The sequence below is a fragment of the Lysinibacillus parviboronicapiens genome, assembly GCF_003049605.2.
In the GTDB taxonomy this organism is placed as follows: Bacteria; Bacillota; Bacilli; order Bacillales_A; family Planococcaceae; genus Lysinibacillus; species Lysinibacillus parviboronicapiens.
This window is the reverse complement of the sequence record NZ_CP073713.1, coordinates 1,511,399-1,526,896: the sequence shown is the minus strand read 5'-3', so window position 1 is coordinate 1,526,896 and position 15,498 is coordinate 1,511,399. Positions and strand designations below refer to the sequence as shown.

The window sequence follows — 15,498 nt, the reverse complement described above, 5'->3', positions numbered from 1 at the left end:
CCTTCCAAATCGAATTCGGAGGGTTATTTGGGTTGCGCTTTTTAGTATAGCATGAAGTGTTTTTTAATTTAAAAGATTTTTATTGACAATCTATTAGCTGGTTTAGCTTAAGTACTTTTTTTCACAATCTTATAGAGCGACTGTACTATTTTTATATTTTCTTTGCTAATTGTTACGTTTTCTGTTTCAGAAACATTCTTATTAGCTTCTAATGTTTAAATTGGAATTCTATTGATGGGGAGATGGATTTTAAGAATAAACCAATTATCATCCAACTCCGCATCTATTTTCCCATTCATTTTTTCGACTAGTTTTTTTGTCAGATAAAGTCCTAAGCCGCTTGATTCGGTATTCGTTCTACTGGTGTATTCTGTGTAAAAACGCATAAATACTTTTTCTACAACAACTTTACTATCTGGTTTGATGTCATTTTTTACGCTAAAAACAAGATAGTTTTCTTCATCCCCATAACTTATAACAGCTTGACTTTTGGCATAACGGATTACATTTTGAACTATATTCTGTATAACGCGTATTAGCATTAAACGATCAGCAAGAATTGGTCTGTTATTTTCATATTCGGGAAATCGGATTTCAATTCTCTTTTCCTCAAATTGTTCATAGTAGGACAAGAAAATTTCTTCAACTAGGTTATAAAGCAAAATAGAAGAGAATTCTATTTCTTTTTGGTTCGTTTCAATACGTGCCAAGTCATAAAACTGGTCTGTCATCTCAATCAGACGTTTAACAGATTGTTCGATAATAGTTAGATAGTGCTTCCTTCTGCCTCCATCTTTGGCAGTAAGTAAAAGTTGAACATAGCCGTCTATTGATGTGAGTGGTGTCCGTAGATCATGTGAGAGCCCAGCAATTGATAGCTTCACAGTCTCTTCCATCTGTCTTGCTTGGCGATTCTTTTCTTCAAAAGCATCGATCATTTTATTCAATTCATCGACCAAATCCAACAATGTTCGCTCACGAAAATCAAGAGATAACCTGTAGCCAAAACTGGAGCGATCCGGTAGCAGCTTGACCTCATATTTCAATTTCCGAAGTTCTCGCTTTAAGAAATAAATATAAAATAGAAGCGCGAATCCTAGAAAGATAAATATCCATCCCCACATAACATTCACACTCCTATTGTTAATCAAATTTGAAGCCTATGCCCCATACAGTTTTAATATAGGCTGTATTAGCTAAGTTCAGTTTACTCCGTAAATTACTGATATGCATATTAATCGTTTTATTGTTATCAAAAAATGGTTCATTCCAAACACTTTCATAAATATTGGCACGACTGAAGACTTTTTGTGGATTTTCAAGAAACAGTAGAAGTATTGCGTATTCTCGTCCAGTGAGAGAAAGCGTTTGATCGTTTATTATAACTTCACGTGTGTCTAAATTTACTCTTATATCCTTGTACTGAATTTCGGCACTATTGCCGACGGAAGACTTTGAGGCATGTCGTAATTGAATGCTAATTCGTGCAAGAAGTTCCTTCACATTAAATGGTTTTGTGATGTAATCATCTGCCCCATTCGTTAAAAGTTCCACAATCCAGTTTTGGTCATTAATTGCCGTGATCACAATCACAGGAATTGTAGAGTAAGATCGAATTTCTTGTAGAAATTCTTTTCCATTCATCCCTGGTAGCATTAAATCTAATAGAACTAAATCTACATTGTTTTGTGCAATTAACATTTTCCCTTCCGTTCCAGAGTATGCACTTATTGTATTATAACCATGTAAATCTAATGTTTCTTTTATTAAGGAATGAATTGCAACATCGTCTTCAATGATTAATATCTCTGCCATATTTATCTACCTACTTTATGTCTGTTCGTTTAAAGATAATAATTCCTAAAGTTGATGATAGCACGATTGTGATTAGACTGACCAATATCATATCAGGGTATTTTGCAATATCCATAGGCTTTGCGAAATCATAATTGAATAAGTACATTTCCGTAAACCAGTTAGTAAGCGGTTTAAAGTGTTTGGTTTGTTGGAAAGTCCCAGGAACAACCCACGTCGCAATTGTATAAAGAAAACTCCAAATAAGTGAAACAGCACTATTTTTTGATAGAAAACTAATCATCACGTAGACTGATACATTTGCTAATATTAATATATAGAGAGTGCTAAAAGTTTTTATAGCATAGATATAATAATTGTTAATCTCGGCAACTTCACCAAAGCCAAATGCTAATGAATAACCTATCATGCCAATTATGGTGGTTAACATTACTCCAACGAAAGAGACAAGGGTAGCAATAGTAAACTTTGAAAGATAATAATGCGTGCGACTCCGACCTAAAGACAATGCATTCCGAATTGTTCCATTCTGAAATTCTTCACCAATAAAGAAACTAATAAAGGCACTAATTACGAGTAAAATGGTTAATCCATTTTTCTCAATCATCAAGATACCTGTTGATCCATTGATAACAGTATCTTTTACTTGGACGAGAGTTGAACCATGATGCACGAGCACTTTATTATTAATGACTTGGTAAATTGGAAGCAAGGACAAAATGGCTACGACAATCATTAGTTTTTTACTTCGAGACAATTTTACTCTTTCAGCTGTCAAAAGATTAAACATGGTTTTTTCCTCCTGTTATTTGCAAGAAATAATCCTCAAGTTTTTGTCTAGTAGCTCCAATTCTTGAAACGTTCACCCCGGCTAAGACTAATGAACGGTTGATTATTCCAACGTCGTCTAAGCGTTCATAGATGTTAATTTCAGTTCCATTTATTACTTCATAGTCCTTGATCCCTAATTCATCTAGTACAGGGACTGCTTTTTGAACTTCAGTTGTTTCTAATTCGATGTATTGACGAGTTTCACGCGCTAATTCTTCCTTAGAAAATTGGCCGATGAGTTTTCCATTATGCAAAATACCATAATGTGTTGCAACTTGTGAAAGTTCATCCAACAAATGACTGGATAGTAAGACAGTGATACCACAATCTGTCACCAAGCGTTGAATGATTTCTCGCATTTCAACGATTCCTGATGGATCAAGACCATTTGTTGGTTCGTCTAAAATTAAAAACTCAGGGTTAGTAATAAGTGTGGAGGCAATTGCTAAACGTTGACGCATTCCTAAAGAAAAATTCTTAACTTTCTTTTTACCTGTATTGTCAAGGTTCATTAAGTGAAGTAAATCTCCAATCTCTCGTTCGCTTACTCCCCCGTTTGCTGCTTGCACTCGAAGATTCTCGACAGCGGTTAGATCAGGATAAAGTGCTGGCGTCTCAATTGATTGCCCCATTCTTCTTCGTGACTGTTGTAATCCCTTCATACTAGTTTCAGTAAACAGTTCAATGTTGCCTTCATCGATTGTGATTAACCCCATGATGATACGCATAAAGGTCGATTTTCCTGAGCCATTCTCTCCGATTAAACCGTAAATCATACCTCGTTTAATTTCGATAGATACTTTATCAAGTGCTTTGTGTTCACCATATATTTTTGAAATATTCTTTGCCTTTAGAATCACTTCTGACACAAAAATCATCCTTTCAACGTCTTTGAACTTAGTATAAATAGCAAATATAAATAATTAGACTAGAAAAGTATAAAAAAAGTGTAAAGAATAATTTTCTAACTCAATCCAAAGTGCCCTTTAGCTTAATAAGAAAACAATACAACCATTTCTCCGACATCTATAAATCCAAATTGCTTATAGATCATAAATCTCACATCTAAGGTTTAATAATACAAAATAGAACCATCTCAGCTAACAAAATGATTTACGTACCTTTTTGTCCATATGAAAATGCAGGCATCAGTCCGGCAAAGTCTCCTGCCAAACTAGCAAGTGGCTTCCATTTATCGACAGCTATTTTATAGTTTCCTGCATAGATTGCTTCATCTATTTGAACACATTCAACTTTTCCAAGCACTAGATAATCTCCCCCGACAGGAATAATTTGGTCTAACTTAAGTTCGATTGAGATTGGCGCTTCTAGTATTGCTGGCACATTCAAAACTTTACCATTCTGGACAGTCACTCCTGCAAGCTCAAACTCATTTTTTTCTGGCTCTACACTAGCCGATGAACGATACATCGCTTCCCCAAGTTGCTCAGTTACCATATTAATTATATATTCCTTTACTTCACGAATGTTCGTTAACGTATCCTTAATGCTTCCCATTCGTTCATGAACGCCCGGTCCTATTGAGATCAAAAGTGTTGGTGGATTTCGAGAAGCTACAGTAAAAAAGCTGAATGGCGCTAAATTTAAAATGCCATCCTTACTTTTTGATGAAACCCACGCAATCGGTCTTGGTATTACAGAGCCAATTAACAATTTATACATCTCATGCTCGCTCAAATCAATTGAATTAAATATGAGTTTCTGTTCTTTAGACATCTATTCATTCTCCTTCAACTATATTTGATTAAGTAATATGTCGATTCTATAATAGAATTATTATAGACTTCTGAAATACTTATAATTCCATCCCAAATTATAAACTCGAATACAAATAAAACTAGTATGCACTTTTTTGTTAGGTACCTACTTAAAGGAGAGTGAAGTTATTGTCAGAATTAAGTAATAATTTGATGAGACACAACAAACAAAGACCCTTTGACTTCACATTATCGTTAATCGGTGGCAAGTGGAAGATGAAAATAATGTATGAATTATCTTCCGATACGATTTTACGTTATGGAGAGTTAAAGCGGAAAATTCCAGCTATCACTCACAAAATGTTAAGTTCTCAGTTAAGAGAACTAGAGAACTCTGGAATTGTTCACAGAAAAGAATACCCACAAATCCCTCCAAAAGTGGAATACTCCTTATCACCAAAAGGACAGAGTTTAATGCCAATATTAGAGGAAATGTGCAAATGGGGTGTGGCAAATCAAATATGAACTTAATTTTATTAGAGGAAAAAGTACTAGGTAGATCTAAGTCAAGATTCCGGACACACAAAAGTACCTTCTTTAATTTTGCCAAGCTAGGTGCTGCGATATAGAGATACACTAACCTGAATAAATGTGAGCGAACTTTGCCGAGATTGTTGTCCTTTTATGAAACTTGGGAGTGAAGCTGTTGCGTTAAAATAAAGTTTGATCAAGTTATACTAATAACCTTGATAATCGATCATAGAAAAGAGCGTGTTTTGAAAAAAAGATTAATCAAAACACGCTCTTAATATTTGCAATTGATTCATTCTTTTATAAAAAGATTGATCATTTCCTGTCTATGTCGCTCAACAATCGCGCCCGATTGTTCAAAATCGTTGCCATATATTATTAAGCAGAAGCCCCCGTTCCTTTAAGTAGATTCCTTCACAGTACACGGCGACAAAGAAGTGTTGAGTATTAGATTAAATTTTATTAAATAAACCTATGGATGTTCTTTTGAATCTAGAATAATAGGCAGTTACATCATCTCTGTTTTGAGCAAGTAAATCGATAATCATTTTTCCTTATTACCATGTTCACTGTAAAAGAATTTTAGTCTAATTTATTGGAAAATAAATTGATACATATTTTTGATGATAAAGAAAAAGTTATTTAAATATCCTTTTTTTAGCAGTATTATGTTATGGTATAAATAATATTTTTTAAGAGAATAAAAATTTTATATTAAAAAAAAGGATTTATTCTAAAAGGAGTGTTTTTTTAAAATGTTAGGTTTATTTTTAGGTATAGTACTTATCATAATAGGATTTTTTATAATTCCTATTGGCTTTGTTCAATTAAAAGATGAATTAGGGGATTATAGTGATAAGCCAATATATAAAAGAATATTTGTTTATACTATTGAAATTTTTAGTTTCATAAATCTTAGTAACATCATTGGTTGGTTATTGGGTATAGGGTTTTTACTAGTTATTTCAGGTTTCTTTTTTGTAATTTTATTTTTTTCTAAATTATAATACTATTTATGGTAATTTTGAATATAAATGCTACATTAGTAAAAAATTAGTTGAATAATTTTATTATAGCGTTATAGTTTAATGGTTTAGGAGGTGAAATAAAATGGGAGTTATTTCATATGCAAAATCAACATTAAATAGTTGGAGTAATACAAGTACAATTAAAAATAATATTGCATCGTCATCTGCTCAGGGAGCAGCAATTGGTGCTGTTGCTGGTACAACGGTAACAGCAACTTTTTCTTCTCGTGGCTTTACATCTAAAGGTAGTGTTACAGCAGGCGGAGCTGCTGGAGCAACTCTAGGTGCCAATGTGGGTGCTATTAAGGGTGCTGTTACTGGTTCAGTGAAATACGCAGCTGGTTCTACAGCAAAATATTTTGGACTGACAAAGTAAGTAATAAAAATTAAAACTGGATGCAGAATTACATAAATGAGCATCCAGTTTACCATTTTTCAGGGGTGCTAACTTGATTAACTCGATTACTATTTGTGAAAATATAACTGAAGAATTTAAATCCGTTAACGAAAAAAAAATATTTACACCAAAAGATGCACATGTTTGTGCTTTAATTGAGTTAAGTAAAATAGAAGAGGATACATACATTAATATAGAATGGACAATTGATGATAGTAAACAAGAAATAATCGGCATTTATCAACTACCTTTAATCGGGAAAGAAGATGCTTCTAGATTTGCTGTAGCAGGTTTAGATATTCAATTGTTGTTATCAGAGAATATTATATATAAAACTTCTCAAATTAAAGTTACAGTTTACTTAGATAGTAATATTGAGTATAAAATAAGTAATGATTTTATATTAAAACCCTATATTGCTTACAAAGGGAATAAAATAAAAAATATAAATTTACATACATCATCCAAAGAATGGGAGATTTAAAAAGTAATATTATCTCTCAATGTAAAAAAATGCGCATTCAGATTTTGGAGTTAAATAGAAATCTTTACGAAAAATACCGGAGGACAACTTTTTATTGTAGCAGACGCTACATTCTTTTGTTATCCTCTTTTTATTTTAGCCAAAGGAGTGGAGCATAGTGGGGCTAATCCGATTCCTGAAGTCCCGCCAGTAATTAAAGCTACCTTATTTTCAAACCTCATATGATACTCCCCCTTCTTAAATTCATTAATATTCTGCTGACTTTATTTACATGCCTTCTTATTCTACTAAATGGCCCGATTGTTGAACAACAAGTTAAATAACATTCCTCAACTAAAATGCTCCGTTAGCATAAGAAGCGACTGTGTTTATGATACAATCGCTAGAAAAATTTTTACTTTTCAATTCTTTGGAAAAATACCTGATGTAACTCTATTTAATATTTTTCTAAATGGCCATTGGCATAAAGATATTGTGATGACTATTATCAAAATGAAAACAACTAATTGCAGAAAACGATTTGAAAATTGTCCAACAATCCAATTACCTCCATAATAAATACAAATAATCCCCAATAGCACGGTGGAAAGATAGGAAAAAGAAGCGAGAATTGATTGTTTAGCCGTTAATCGTCTTATTGAGTCTCTATTTTTGCGTATGAGATTGATTACCGCAAATATACAGTAAGCTATAATAATAAATGAAAACACACAAATACACCTTTCATTATCAAATCTACTTTTCAGCATATCCATATTATAACATTTACTCTTTAACCAAACCGCCCCTTTAGTTGAAGGAGAAAAAGGCCCTACTCCTTATTGAAGTAAAGCCCCGTTAGCTTAAGTATACAAATTCACAAACTTAGTTGAAATCACTCTATTTACTACAGGATTGTTGCCGTTTTATAACATAAGAAGTACGATTCCTCATAGTGAAGAATCAACTATTTTGATGGGTTAAATCATTTAGTAACCTTATCAACCCTATTTGTCCATATATACCCCTGATATCCTTCTGGAATTTTTTCAAGGCTTTCTTTTGTATCAAATCCTTCTGACCATTTACCATTTCCCTCTACGATCACGACTCGCGTGTTGACAGACTCCATTCTATCAATAAATTTATTTGGCCAACCCCATAAGTACTTCGCATATTTTAAAGGTAAATGTAGCTCCATATTATGCAATTCTTTCGGAATATATCCCGTCCAACCTAATAATTCATATTTTAATAGTGCATTTATCATCATTGTTTTCGTTAACAATTTCAACTCTGCATGTTTTGAACGTAAATAATCAAATCCTTCGCTGTCTCCATCACCATAAACTGTTATTTTATCTAATTGTTTCTTAGACATTTTACTTAAATATGAATCCCACAATACTTTTGTTGTTTCCATATCTCCATCTTTGTCATGAATTAAAAACTCTTTATTAGGAAAAGCTGCAAACACCTCATCTAAGCTTGGCATCATACCGATGCCTTTGCCACGAAACGGAAAGCTCTCTCCATTATCAGCCGTATATCTATAGCCGACATCTAGTTTCTTCAATTCGTTCATCAAATAATCTTTGACTTCACCTTTACCATTTGTTCTATACTCTAAAGCGAAATCATGAAAAACAGCTAATTGATGATCCTTCGTTAACTTAATATCTAATTCCACTACGTCAGCACCATTATCAAAAGCTGCTTTCATAGAAGGCATTGTATTTTCTAAATAGGGGTGCTCAGGTGGATAAATGATTTCAGCTGTATTCGTATCATACTCTACCTTTGAAATATCAAAGGTTTGAGCCAACCCTCTATGAGCTAGAATCTTATAATTTGTATCTTTCGAATAAAATAGACTCGTATTATTCATCCAAACCATAACAACCAAAAGGGTTAATACCCCAAAAATGATATATGTCCTTTTACCTTTTCTTTTTTGCATTTGTTGATCCTTTCTTTTCTTACTTTAAAATGAATTTACAATGTTACATCCTTTTATAAGAGTATTTGAACTTATAGTATAGTGCATTGTATTAAAAATGCAATTCAGATAGCTATTATCTGAAAAATCAAACCTTATTCTCTATTCAACTAACCTGCACCGTTAGTACAATAAGAAAAAAGAGCTACCTATGCAACTCAATGATCTTCATGGAAAGCACCAAGTTAATTTAAGTGTATTCATTCACAAATGTGCAAATAAGATTGCAGAGCAAGGTCTATCAAGCAAGAGTATAAGAATATTAAAGAATGCGAATTTTTATACCGAAAACACCTGATGAAAAACAAATACTCAAAATCAAGAAAATGATTCCCGCTATAATTGAAATGAATCCAATAGCATATTTGACTTTATCTTTAAAAATTTTGCATAGAATTTTATAAATAACAATGCCAAGGAATCCACCTAATCCATTCAAGATTATATCATCAATATCAGTAGCACCTACTTTAAATAAGTATTGCAAGATCTCAACTGCCATACTAATAATGACGCTCCAAAAAGTGTTAATGAATATCCTTTTATTGTGATTAAACAAAATCAAATAGATACCTAATGGTATAAATAAAACAATATTACCCAGAACATTAATTAATGAAATAATACCACCATTAGATAAGTAATCTGTTATAGTATAAAACGGTATAAGATTTACAGATTGAAATGAATTCGTTTTAAAAAATAAAAATGCACATAAAATAAAAAGATAAAATACTAATCCTATAATTAACAAAATATAGTTTTGTTCTGTTTTTTTACTTTCCTTAAGCTTCATAGAGTATTCTCCAAATTCTAATTTATTTTCTTAAAAGATATCTGCCTACATTATTAAACCTGTAAACATTATATTTTACTTAATTAAACCCCTATTTGCGCTATGTGGTACGGTTTGTCTTTTCTGCAACCTTTTTTTATTCCACTTCTATTAATTACTTTGAATCTAAAAAAGGCCACATTTACTTGTGATATGGTTCACCTTGACCTTTCTAAATGAGATTTTATACCTATGGCTTGATCCGGACAACTGAAGAATCTGTTGGATTTTCAATTGGAGATAGTCGCCTTTTGGCTCTCCTTCACTCTTTTGATGTTGTACCTGTATTTGGTATCTCTTTAAGTAGTGTTACAGCATGATTTATAATACCGTTACCGTTCATCAATTTCGTTCAGTTTATTCCGCACCCTCACCTAAGTTTCTACACGTTATCAGGAAATACTGTCACAATCACACCGTCCGTATTATTGCCCGATACCTCATAATGAAGATTGGTTGGCACAGTAATAGTAGTATTTTCAGTAACAGAATAATAAAAGACCTCATGTTTTTCACCATTTACAGTAGCAGAAATATGTTTTTCTTCTTTTAGATAGTCTAAATATTCCTCTAAAACAAAATTCTTTTCTTTCATAATTGCACTATGTGGTAAACCGACATAGCGGATATGCCACGGTTCATTCATAATTCCCGTTATGTCGGTTTTATCCTTTGGGTAACGTAGAGTAAATCCGTATTTCCAAGCGTTCTCTGCAATCCACTGTCCCTCAGGAGCTACCTCCATCTTCCCTTGGGTACTTCCCACATCAAGCGATAGGCCTAAATTGTGTTCGCTGTAACCTGCTGGCAAGGCACGATTAGAACCCATTTCTTCATAAAGTTTAGATTGCTCACCAAATCCTCGAAAACCACTCGTTATTAAAAAACTAGAAACTGCATCTTCTTTCGTATCAAGTACCATATCCGAAAATTTACTTGCTATATCTTCTGATAAATATGTTTCGCTATTAAACAACCGGTATCCTTTTACCAATTCTTTGCGAGCATTTAAATTGATGACATCTGATTTTATACTTTCATTGTGAACTGGGTGCTTACTGTTGACCAAAAGTAAATTTCCTTGATAAATTTGTTCTACTGGAATATCTACTTTTTTTATATTTCCAAAAGACAACTTCCCCTCCACTACACCATTCTCATTATAGGCATTTAATATTACACCTTTTTCACCTTGAAAGAACGGTACTATCTTAAAGGCTGTCACACCGCATATTACAAAAATTAATAAGAAGCCCCACTTTTTCATTCTTAACTTCTCCCTTATTCTTCTTTACTTAATAGATTATAAGTAAAACTAATTAAGAAAAATGTAGGATGAATCTTAAGTTTTTCTTAAATTACTTACTTAAAATATGAAGCTATCTTAACTATTTTGTTTACTTACCTCCTGTTGAAATAAAACCATCAAATCCACTATTTTGAAAACAATTTCTATTTTAAAATTAACTTCAATATGCACCTAAAAATACTCTTTTCTTCAACTAAACTGCACCATTGAGGCTATTTTTTATATAGTTTGCTCGTTTATAGGTATGATGTTAATTTATTATCCAGCTTTATTTCGAAAAATTATCTAATGATTACAGCCGTAAAATTTGGACAGTATTAGTCTTTTGATTTGATATGATATGATATCTTTGATTTTGAAGTGTTAAAAATACATTAATACCTTCAAATTAAAAAACAAGCAGCCGAGTAATTGGTCGCTTGTTTTTGTACCCTTACATAAAAGGGCATAACATTTAGTTAATGAAATTTTGAGGAATACATTCACGAACACCAGAATTTCTCAATGAGTTAAATAAAGCTGCACCAATCCTATTGAGTGTATCTCGCACCCACTTATATAGGCTGTGGCGTTGGTTGACCGTCACAGTGTGGTCTTTGACATAAGATATTGATAAACATCTTAAGACATGAAACCATATCATAAATTGGATTTAATTAGACTATTATAAATTTTTTAATTTATTTAACAATTTTATTTTTATTCATAAAATAATAATAAGCCACACCTATTAGATGTGACTTTAGTGGTAATAACTAATTGTATATCCCTAATCTGTTTTCTTCCATCATAATTTCTGCACGTCATACAGTTCATCTTGCATTCTTTCTACTACGATGTATTCAAATCTAGAGATGTAGAATCAATTGCAATGAATATATTCTGAAGAATAAATTTTTTCCATCAGATTCCTCTCGTTCATAGCGATCATTCATTTACATTTTTATTTTGATGAATTACCTGTTGATTGATTAATGGCTGTATTTTGTATTGATTGATTCATTTGTTGTGACGATTGGTTCATCTGTTGTAAAGGCTGAGACATTTGCTGCAATGGTTGTGCCATTTGTTGTATTGGCTGCATCATTTGTTGAGCATTCTGTAGATTTAATTTATTCGAAATATTTTTTGTGAACTGTTGTAGTGTACCATTTTGAAATCCTCTAGCTACCCCCAAAATAACAGCTCCAATTACACAGATTTTCCCTAATGCTTTTATTTATGTGTAGTCATACTTAGATGATCTACAAGGTAAGCGATTTGTTCCCGAGCTTACATAATCCAACCTTGGTACAGCACATATCTCCATGTTCTTAATGGCTTACACCTAGATCGAACTTTAAAAAATCTATTTCACAGACAAATGGCTAGACCAACATAGCCATCACATCATAACTATAGTAGTGTAAAGCTAATTTAGCCTTACGCCTCCCAATTGTTAAGAGTCACTTTCAATGTGACTCTTTTTAACTACTTTTTATTTTTTCACCTTTTCATATTAGCAATTATCGAAAGGAGGTGAATTTCTATGGGATATAGCTGTGGCTATGACGGTGGCAGTAACTACGGTGGTTCATCATTTGTTTTAATCGTGGTACTATTTATCCTTCTCATTATTGTGGGCGCTAGTTTCTTATATTAACAACATCATTTTTGTGGGCCAGCTAAGATCATCAAATAAAAGCTTGGTCCCTCCTATTTTTTTGTTCTAGGGTCACTTTCATCCGGGTGACCCTTTTCATATTTTTTTATAAAAAGTGGTATTATATTTCTTTCTGTCCACATACTATCCTTGTTTAAAAATAACGAAAAAAGCAAAGGAAGTGTAAATATGGGCATACTTGGTGGAAATCCGAAAGATGAACCATTACATTATGGTGAAGTGTTTACTGTTTGGACAGGTCTATCGACAAACTATGGCTTAATTGCTGGATATCAAACATTTTATAATCATGCTGGCGATGAAGATCTAAAAAAAATGATTGAAGATATTATCGATGTTCTAAGAGACGAAGTAAAACCACTAGAAAAAATTCTAAAAGCTAACGGTGTTGGCTTACCACCTGCACCACCCGAACGACCTGTTGCAAGACTTGAAGATATTCCTGCTGGTGCTAAATTTAACGATCCAGAAATTAGTGCTGCGCTCTCAGTAGATCTTGCTGCTGGTTTAGTTGCATGTAGTCAAGCGATGGGCATGTGCACTAGAGAAGATGTTGCCTTAATGTATGGTCAATTCCATACAAGTAAAGCACAGCTAGGTGCCAAGCTCTTACGTCTAAATAAAACTAAAGGCTGGCTTGTTCCCCCACCATTGCATGTAGATTACCCTGAAAAATAATAATTAGTAAACCTGACAAACCGGTTCCCCAGTATAAACTGGGGATTTTTTTATTATTTGCGTGTTGAAGAATTGCTTTCGTTGCGTTGTTTTTCGTTATTTGAATTATTTCTTTGTTCTTTCGTCAAATCATTTTCTTCACGCACATCTAAATCGTCAGGACTTAAATCTGCCCCATATTCTTCTTGATCTAATTCACTTTTATTGCGCTTTTCTTTTGTCAAAATTATCACCTCCAATTTATAAATTATCCTATTTAGCTTGATTTATACTTTCCCTGTAACAAAGGCAAGATACCTCAGCAACTGTCTTGTGTTTTTATATGTACTAAGCAATTTATTCAATTTCAATGCCTTCATGTAAGCCTTAATGCTTGTACAAAAAATTCTAGACCGCGCTACTGTGCGCACTCTCCTCTCTTGACGGTAATTCCACCTACTGTTAAATCCTTCAGTCTAATTGTCCTACCATACTCCCTAGACAAAATACTTTCCACAACTGGCAACAGCTTACGAACTTTTTCTTCTGTCATATTGAACTTTTGCATAATCACACCCCTTTTTTATCAGAATATGTCGAATGAGCTTGTCTAATTTAACTAATTAAGTACTCTTTTTCAAAATTGTCTAAGTTATTTCATGGAAACTACAGCTAAGGAGGACTATGGGTGAAAAAATAAAGCATGATGGCATGAAAATAAAATGACACTAGGTTAGCAAATTAACGAGGTGTTGCTCTTGACGTCTTGGAACGACATGCCATAAACCTTTAATGAATAAAATGCTGGTGGCATAACTTTTGAATACACCATTTACATAATTCTTTTGCGTCCATGAATATACAATAACAACGACAATAGAAAGGTGGATGTGAATGCGCTGCGCTCTTTATGTGAGGGTGTCGACTGAAGAACAAGTAAAGCATGGTTACTCTATTGTAGCTCAACTTGAGAAGTTAGAAGCATATTGCATTTCCCAAGGGTGGACAATGGCTGGAGATGTGTATATTGATGAAGGTTAAAAGGCCGCATTTCCAAAGAATGATCAACGCTTTTAACGTGTGCAAGATGTGGTCATTCCATGTCAGGACACAGAGTTGGTAAGAAAAAGAACTATCGATGCACAGGTAAAAAAACAGGAAGAACCTGCAATAGTCATATGATATTTGAAGACAATCTCGTTCAAACAGTTTTTGCACAATGGGATGATTCGGTTGGAGATTTTTCAAGTAGTGAAGGCGTAACAGAATTTCCAACAGAACATCTTCAGTCACTAAAAACGACTTTAACGTTTGTGCAAAAATTAATGCGAAAGAAAAAAGTCATGTATGAAAACGATGTAATTGACATTGATGAATTAATGCAAGAGACCGAGAAACTTCGTAAAAAAGAACAAGAACTTCAGCGTGAAATAACAACTATAGAGCAAAATGATAATGGTAATAATGTAGCATTAAAATCATTACTGCTAAACATAGATCAATTGTGGTTCAAGGCAAATGAATATGAACGTAAGCAATTAATGACCTCGATTTTTGAACAATTAGTAATCGATACAAAAGACGACTATCAGAACAGTAAACAAGCAAGAGAGATTATTATCGTTTCGGCTAAATAATATGTCTTTCAATGGCAGAGGTACACTAATCCCTTGGGCATTAATTCCAGCTGCTGCTATTTGTAATGTCAGCCCATTCGAACTTGCACGGCGCAATCTGCTTCCTGTACTTATAGGACTTGTTGTCACGACGATTGTGGCGATGTTTTTGATTTAACCATGGAAAAAACCCATCCTTTTTTATAGATGGGTTTTTAGGTATTTAAAGCACGGAATAGCTTTCGTTCAAATTGGCTTTGACGATTAGGAAAATGAATACCTTTGTGAGATATCACTAAATATTTGTTGTAATTGATGTTGCTCCAGCCCCAAAACATAGGCTTCTACTATTACTTGCTCAAGTTCGATTGAAATTTGTTGTAAATCACTGTCGTTTAAAGGTGATGAATGCGGATTGATAATGAACACTTTTGAGTGAGGCTTTCTTATTATTAGCCCCTTCAATTGTAGTTCTTTATAGCTTTTATGCACAGTATGGAGATTGAGCTTTGTTTGCAACGCCATAGCACGGATAGAAGGCATTGCCTCACCATACTTCAAATTACCTTTAGCGATTTCTACAATCAGTTGCTGAACTAACTGTTTATAAAGAGGAACTGGACTATTTGTATGCAG

General features: G+C 33.3%; 19 protein-coding genes and 2 pseudogenes. 8 read left to right on the top strand and 13 right to left on the bottom strand.

Annotated elements, in window-relative coordinates; genetic code table 11:
• Nucleotides 1-215 precede the first annotated feature (215 nt).
• The 5 genes from C9J31_RS07170 to C9J31_RS07150 all read right to left on the bottom strand — a co-directional run bounded on the left by C9J31_RS07170 (nt 216) and on the right by C9J31_RS07150 (nt 4,383).
• The gene (locus tag C9J31_RS07170; RefSeq protein ID WP_107951738.1) at nt 216-1,124 is read right to left on the bottom strand and encodes a sensor histidine kinase; all 909 of its coding nucleotides are present in this window, start codon (nt 1,122-1,124) and stop codon (nt 216-218) included.
• A 19-nt stretch (nt 1,125-1,143) separates the two neighbouring features.
• Nucleotides 1,144-1,815 carry a response regulator transcription factor gene (locus C9J31_RS07165; protein WP_107951739.1) on the bottom strand — a complete coding sequence of 224 codons (672 nt, stop codon included), beginning with the start codon at nt 1,813-1,815 and terminating at the stop codon, nt 1,144-1,146.
• 10 nt (nt 1,816-1,825) lie between these two features.
• Nucleotides 1,826-2,605, bottom strand: a complete 780-nt coding sequence (locus C9J31_RS07160) for a DUF2705 family protein (RefSeq protein WP_107951740.1) — start codon at nt 2,603-2,605, stop codon at nt 1,826-1,828.
• Nucleotides 2,598-3,515, bottom strand: coding sequence for an ATP-binding cassette domain-containing protein (locus C9J31_RS07155; RefSeq protein ID WP_202973826.1), 918 nt, complete (start codon nt 3,513-3,515; stop codon nt 2,598-2,600). Before C9J31_RS07155 ends, C9J31_RS07160 begins: the two co-directional genes overlap by 8 nt.
• Nucleotides 3,516-3,759: 244 nt before the next feature.
• The gene (locus C9J31_RS07150; protein ID WP_211634932.1) at nt 3,760-4,383 is read right to left on the bottom strand and encodes a flavin reductase family protein; all 624 of its coding nucleotides are present in this window, start codon (nt 4,381-4,383) and stop codon (nt 3,760-3,762) included.
• A 194-nt stretch (nt 4,384-4,577) separates the two neighbouring features.
• Here C9J31_RS07150 and C9J31_RS07145 point away from each other — a divergent pair, with 194 nt between their 5' ends.
• The 4 genes from C9J31_RS07145 to C9J31_RS07130 all read left to right on the top strand — a co-directional run bounded on the left by C9J31_RS07145 (nt 4,578) and on the right by C9J31_RS07130 (nt 6,804).
• Nucleotides 4,578-4,889 carry a winged helix-turn-helix transcriptional regulator gene (locus C9J31_RS07145; RefSeq protein WP_211634937.1) on the top strand — a complete coding sequence of 104 codons (312 nt, stop codon included), beginning with the start codon at nt 4,578-4,580 and terminating at the stop codon, nt 4,887-4,889.
• 761 nt (nt 4,890-5,650) lie between these two features.
• Nucleotides 5,651-5,902: a hypothetical protein gene (locus C9J31_RS07140; protein WP_107949592.1), complete on the top strand. Its 252-nt coding sequence runs from the start codon at nt 5,651-5,653 to the stop codon at nt 5,900-5,902.
• A gap of 103 nt (nt 5,903-6,005) precedes the next feature.
• Nucleotides 6,006-6,299: a hypothetical protein gene (locus C9J31_RS07135; RefSeq protein WP_107949594.1), complete on the top strand. Its 294-nt coding sequence runs from the start codon at nt 6,006-6,008 to the stop codon at nt 6,297-6,299.
• Nucleotides 6,300-6,372: 73 nt separating this feature from the next.
• The gene (locus C9J31_RS07130) at nt 6,373-6,804 is read left to right on the top strand and encodes a hypothetical protein (protein WP_107949596.1); all 432 of its coding nucleotides are present in this window, start codon (nt 6,373-6,375) and stop codon (nt 6,802-6,804) included.
• A gap of 964 nt (nt 6,805-7,768) precedes the next feature.
• Here the strand turns inward: C9J31_RS07130 and C9J31_RS07125 are convergent.
• From C9J31_RS07125 to C9J31_RS07110, 5 genes and pseudogenes are all read right to left on the bottom strand, one after another.
• A complete protein-coding gene (locus tag C9J31_RS07125; protein ID WP_107949598.1) occupies nt 7,769-8,743 on the bottom strand; it encodes a glycerophosphodiester phosphodiesterase family protein in 975 nt (324 codons plus the stop codon).
• 301 nt (nt 8,744-9,044) lie between these two features.
• Nucleotides 9,045-9,578 (bottom strand): VanZ family protein, encoded by a 534-nt coding sequence (locus C9J31_RS07120; protein ID WP_107949600.1) that lies wholly within the window; start codon nt 9,576-9,578, stop codon nt 9,045-9,047.
• A 421-nt stretch (nt 9,579-9,999) separates the two neighbouring features.
• Nucleotides 10,000-10,884 (bottom strand): VanY-A/VanY-F/VanY-M family D-Ala-D-Ala carboxypeptidase, encoded by an 885-nt coding sequence (vanY, locus tag C9J31_RS07115; protein WP_107949602.1) that lies wholly within the window; start codon nt 10,882-10,884, stop codon nt 10,000-10,002.
• 496 nt (nt 10,885-11,380) lie between these two features.
• Nucleotides 11,381-11,470: pseudogene (locus tag C9J31_RS23555) on the bottom strand (spore coat protein); the annotation flags it as partial.
• Nucleotides 11,471-11,869: 399 nt separating this feature from the next.
• Nucleotides 11,870-12,103, bottom strand: coding sequence for a hypothetical protein (locus C9J31_RS07110; protein WP_193767065.1), 234 nt, complete (start codon nt 12,101-12,103; stop codon nt 11,870-11,872).
• Between the two features lie 351 nt (nt 12,104-12,454).
• On the opposite strand from C9J31_RS07110, the gene C9J31_RS07105 reads away from it, so the two are divergent.
• Together C9J31_RS07105 and C9J31_RS07100 are read left to right on the top strand one after the other, a co-directional pair.
• Entirely contained in the window at nt 12,455-12,568 is a 114-nt protein-coding gene (locus C9J31_RS07105) for a YjcZ family sporulation protein (RefSeq protein ID WP_107924892.1), read from the top strand.
• A gap of 189 nt (nt 12,569-12,757) precedes the next feature.
• Entirely contained in the window at nt 12,758-13,267 is a 510-nt protein-coding gene (locus C9J31_RS07100; RefSeq protein WP_107924893.1) for a DUF3231 family protein, read from the top strand.
• 53 nt (nt 13,268-13,320) lie between these two features.
• Here the strand turns inward: C9J31_RS07100 and C9J31_RS07095 are convergent, their stop codons facing one another.
• Nucleotides 13,321-13,500, bottom strand: coding sequence for a hypothetical protein (locus C9J31_RS07095; RefSeq protein WP_327323559.1), 180 nt, complete (start codon nt 13,498-13,500; stop codon nt 13,321-13,323).
• 164 nt (nt 13,501-13,664) lie between these two features.
• Nucleotides 13,665-13,814, bottom strand: coding sequence for a hypothetical protein (locus C9J31_RS07090; protein ID WP_193767066.1), 150 nt, complete (start codon nt 13,812-13,814; stop codon nt 13,665-13,667).
• 326 nt (nt 13,815-14,140) lie between these two features.
• Between C9J31_RS07090 and C9J31_RS07085 the strand changes: the two genes are divergently transcribed.
• Complete coding sequence (locus tag C9J31_RS07085; RefSeq protein WP_244854884.1) at nt 14,141-14,287, top strand: recombinase family protein; 147 nt, start codon at nt 14,141-14,143, stop codon at nt 14,285-14,287.
• A 35-nt stretch (nt 14,288-14,322) separates the two neighbouring features.
• Nucleotides 14,323-14,883, top strand: a pseudogene (locus tag C9J31_RS07080) (recombinase zinc ribbon domain-containing protein); the annotation flags it as partial.
• Between the two features lie 243 nt (nt 14,884-15,126).
• Here C9J31_RS07080 and C9J31_RS07075 read toward each other — a convergent pair.
• Nucleotides 15,127-15,498 (bottom strand): GntR family transcriptional regulator, encoded by a 372-nt coding sequence (locus C9J31_RS07075; RefSeq protein ID WP_274520177.1) that lies wholly within the window; start codon nt 15,496-15,498, stop codon nt 15,127-15,129.

What these genes read in the sequence shown, in the direction of transcription:
- C9J31_RS07100 (WP_107924893.1), top strand. Translation starts at nt 12,758, where the DNA reads ATGGGCATACTTGGTGGAAATCCGAAAGATGAACCATTACATTATGGT.
- C9J31_RS07170 (WP_107951738.1), bottom strand. Translation starts at nt 1,124, where the DNA reads ATGTGGGGATGGATATTTATCTTTCTAGGATTCGCGCTTCTATTTTAT.
- C9J31_RS07125 (WP_107949598.1), bottom strand. Translation starts at nt 8,743, where the DNA reads ATGCAAAAAAGAAAAGGTAAAAGGACATATATCATTTTTGGGGTATTA.
- C9J31_RS07150 (WP_211634932.1), bottom strand. Translation starts at nt 4,383, where the DNA reads ATGTCTAAAGAACAGAAACTCATATTTAATTCAATTGATTTGAGCGAG.
- C9J31_RS07135 (WP_107949594.1), top strand. Translation starts at nt 6,006, where the DNA reads ATGGGAGTTATTTCATATGCAAAATCAACATTAAATAGTTGGAGTAAT.
- C9J31_RS07145 (WP_211634937.1), top strand. Translation starts at nt 4,578, where the DNA reads ATGAGACACAACAAACAAAGACCCTTTGACTTCACATTATCGTTAATC.
- C9J31_RS07140 (WP_107949592.1), top strand. Translation starts at nt 5,651, where the DNA reads ATGTTAGGTTTATTTTTAGGTATAGTACTTATCATAATAGGATTTTTT.
- C9J31_RS07160 (WP_107951740.1), bottom strand. Translation starts at nt 2,605, where the DNA reads ATGTTTAATCTTTTGACAGCTGAAAGAGTAAAATTGTCTCGAAGTAAA.
- C9J31_RS07105 (WP_107924892.1), top strand. Translation starts at nt 12,455, where the DNA reads ATGGGATATAGCTGTGGCTATGACGGTGGCAGTAACTACGGTGGTTCA.
- vanY (WP_107949602.1), bottom strand. Translation starts at nt 10,884, where the DNA reads ATGAAAAAGTGGGGCTTCTTATTAATTTTTGTAATATGCGGTGTGACA.
- C9J31_RS07085 (WP_244854884.1), top strand. Translation starts at nt 14,141, where the DNA reads ATGCGCTGCGCTCTTTATGTGAGGGTGTCGACTGAAGAACAAGTAAAG.
- C9J31_RS07090 (WP_193767066.1), bottom strand. Translation starts at nt 13,814, where the DNA reads ATGCAAAAGTTCAATATGACAGAAGAAAAAGTTCGTAAGCTGTTGCCA.
- C9J31_RS07120 (WP_107949600.1), bottom strand. Translation starts at nt 9,578, where the DNA reads ATGAAGCTTAAGGAAAGTAAAAAAACAGAACAAAACTATATTTTGTTA.
- C9J31_RS07165 (WP_107951739.1), bottom strand. Translation starts at nt 1,815, where the DNA reads ATGGCAGAGATATTAATCATTGAAGACGATGTTGCAATTCATTCCTTA.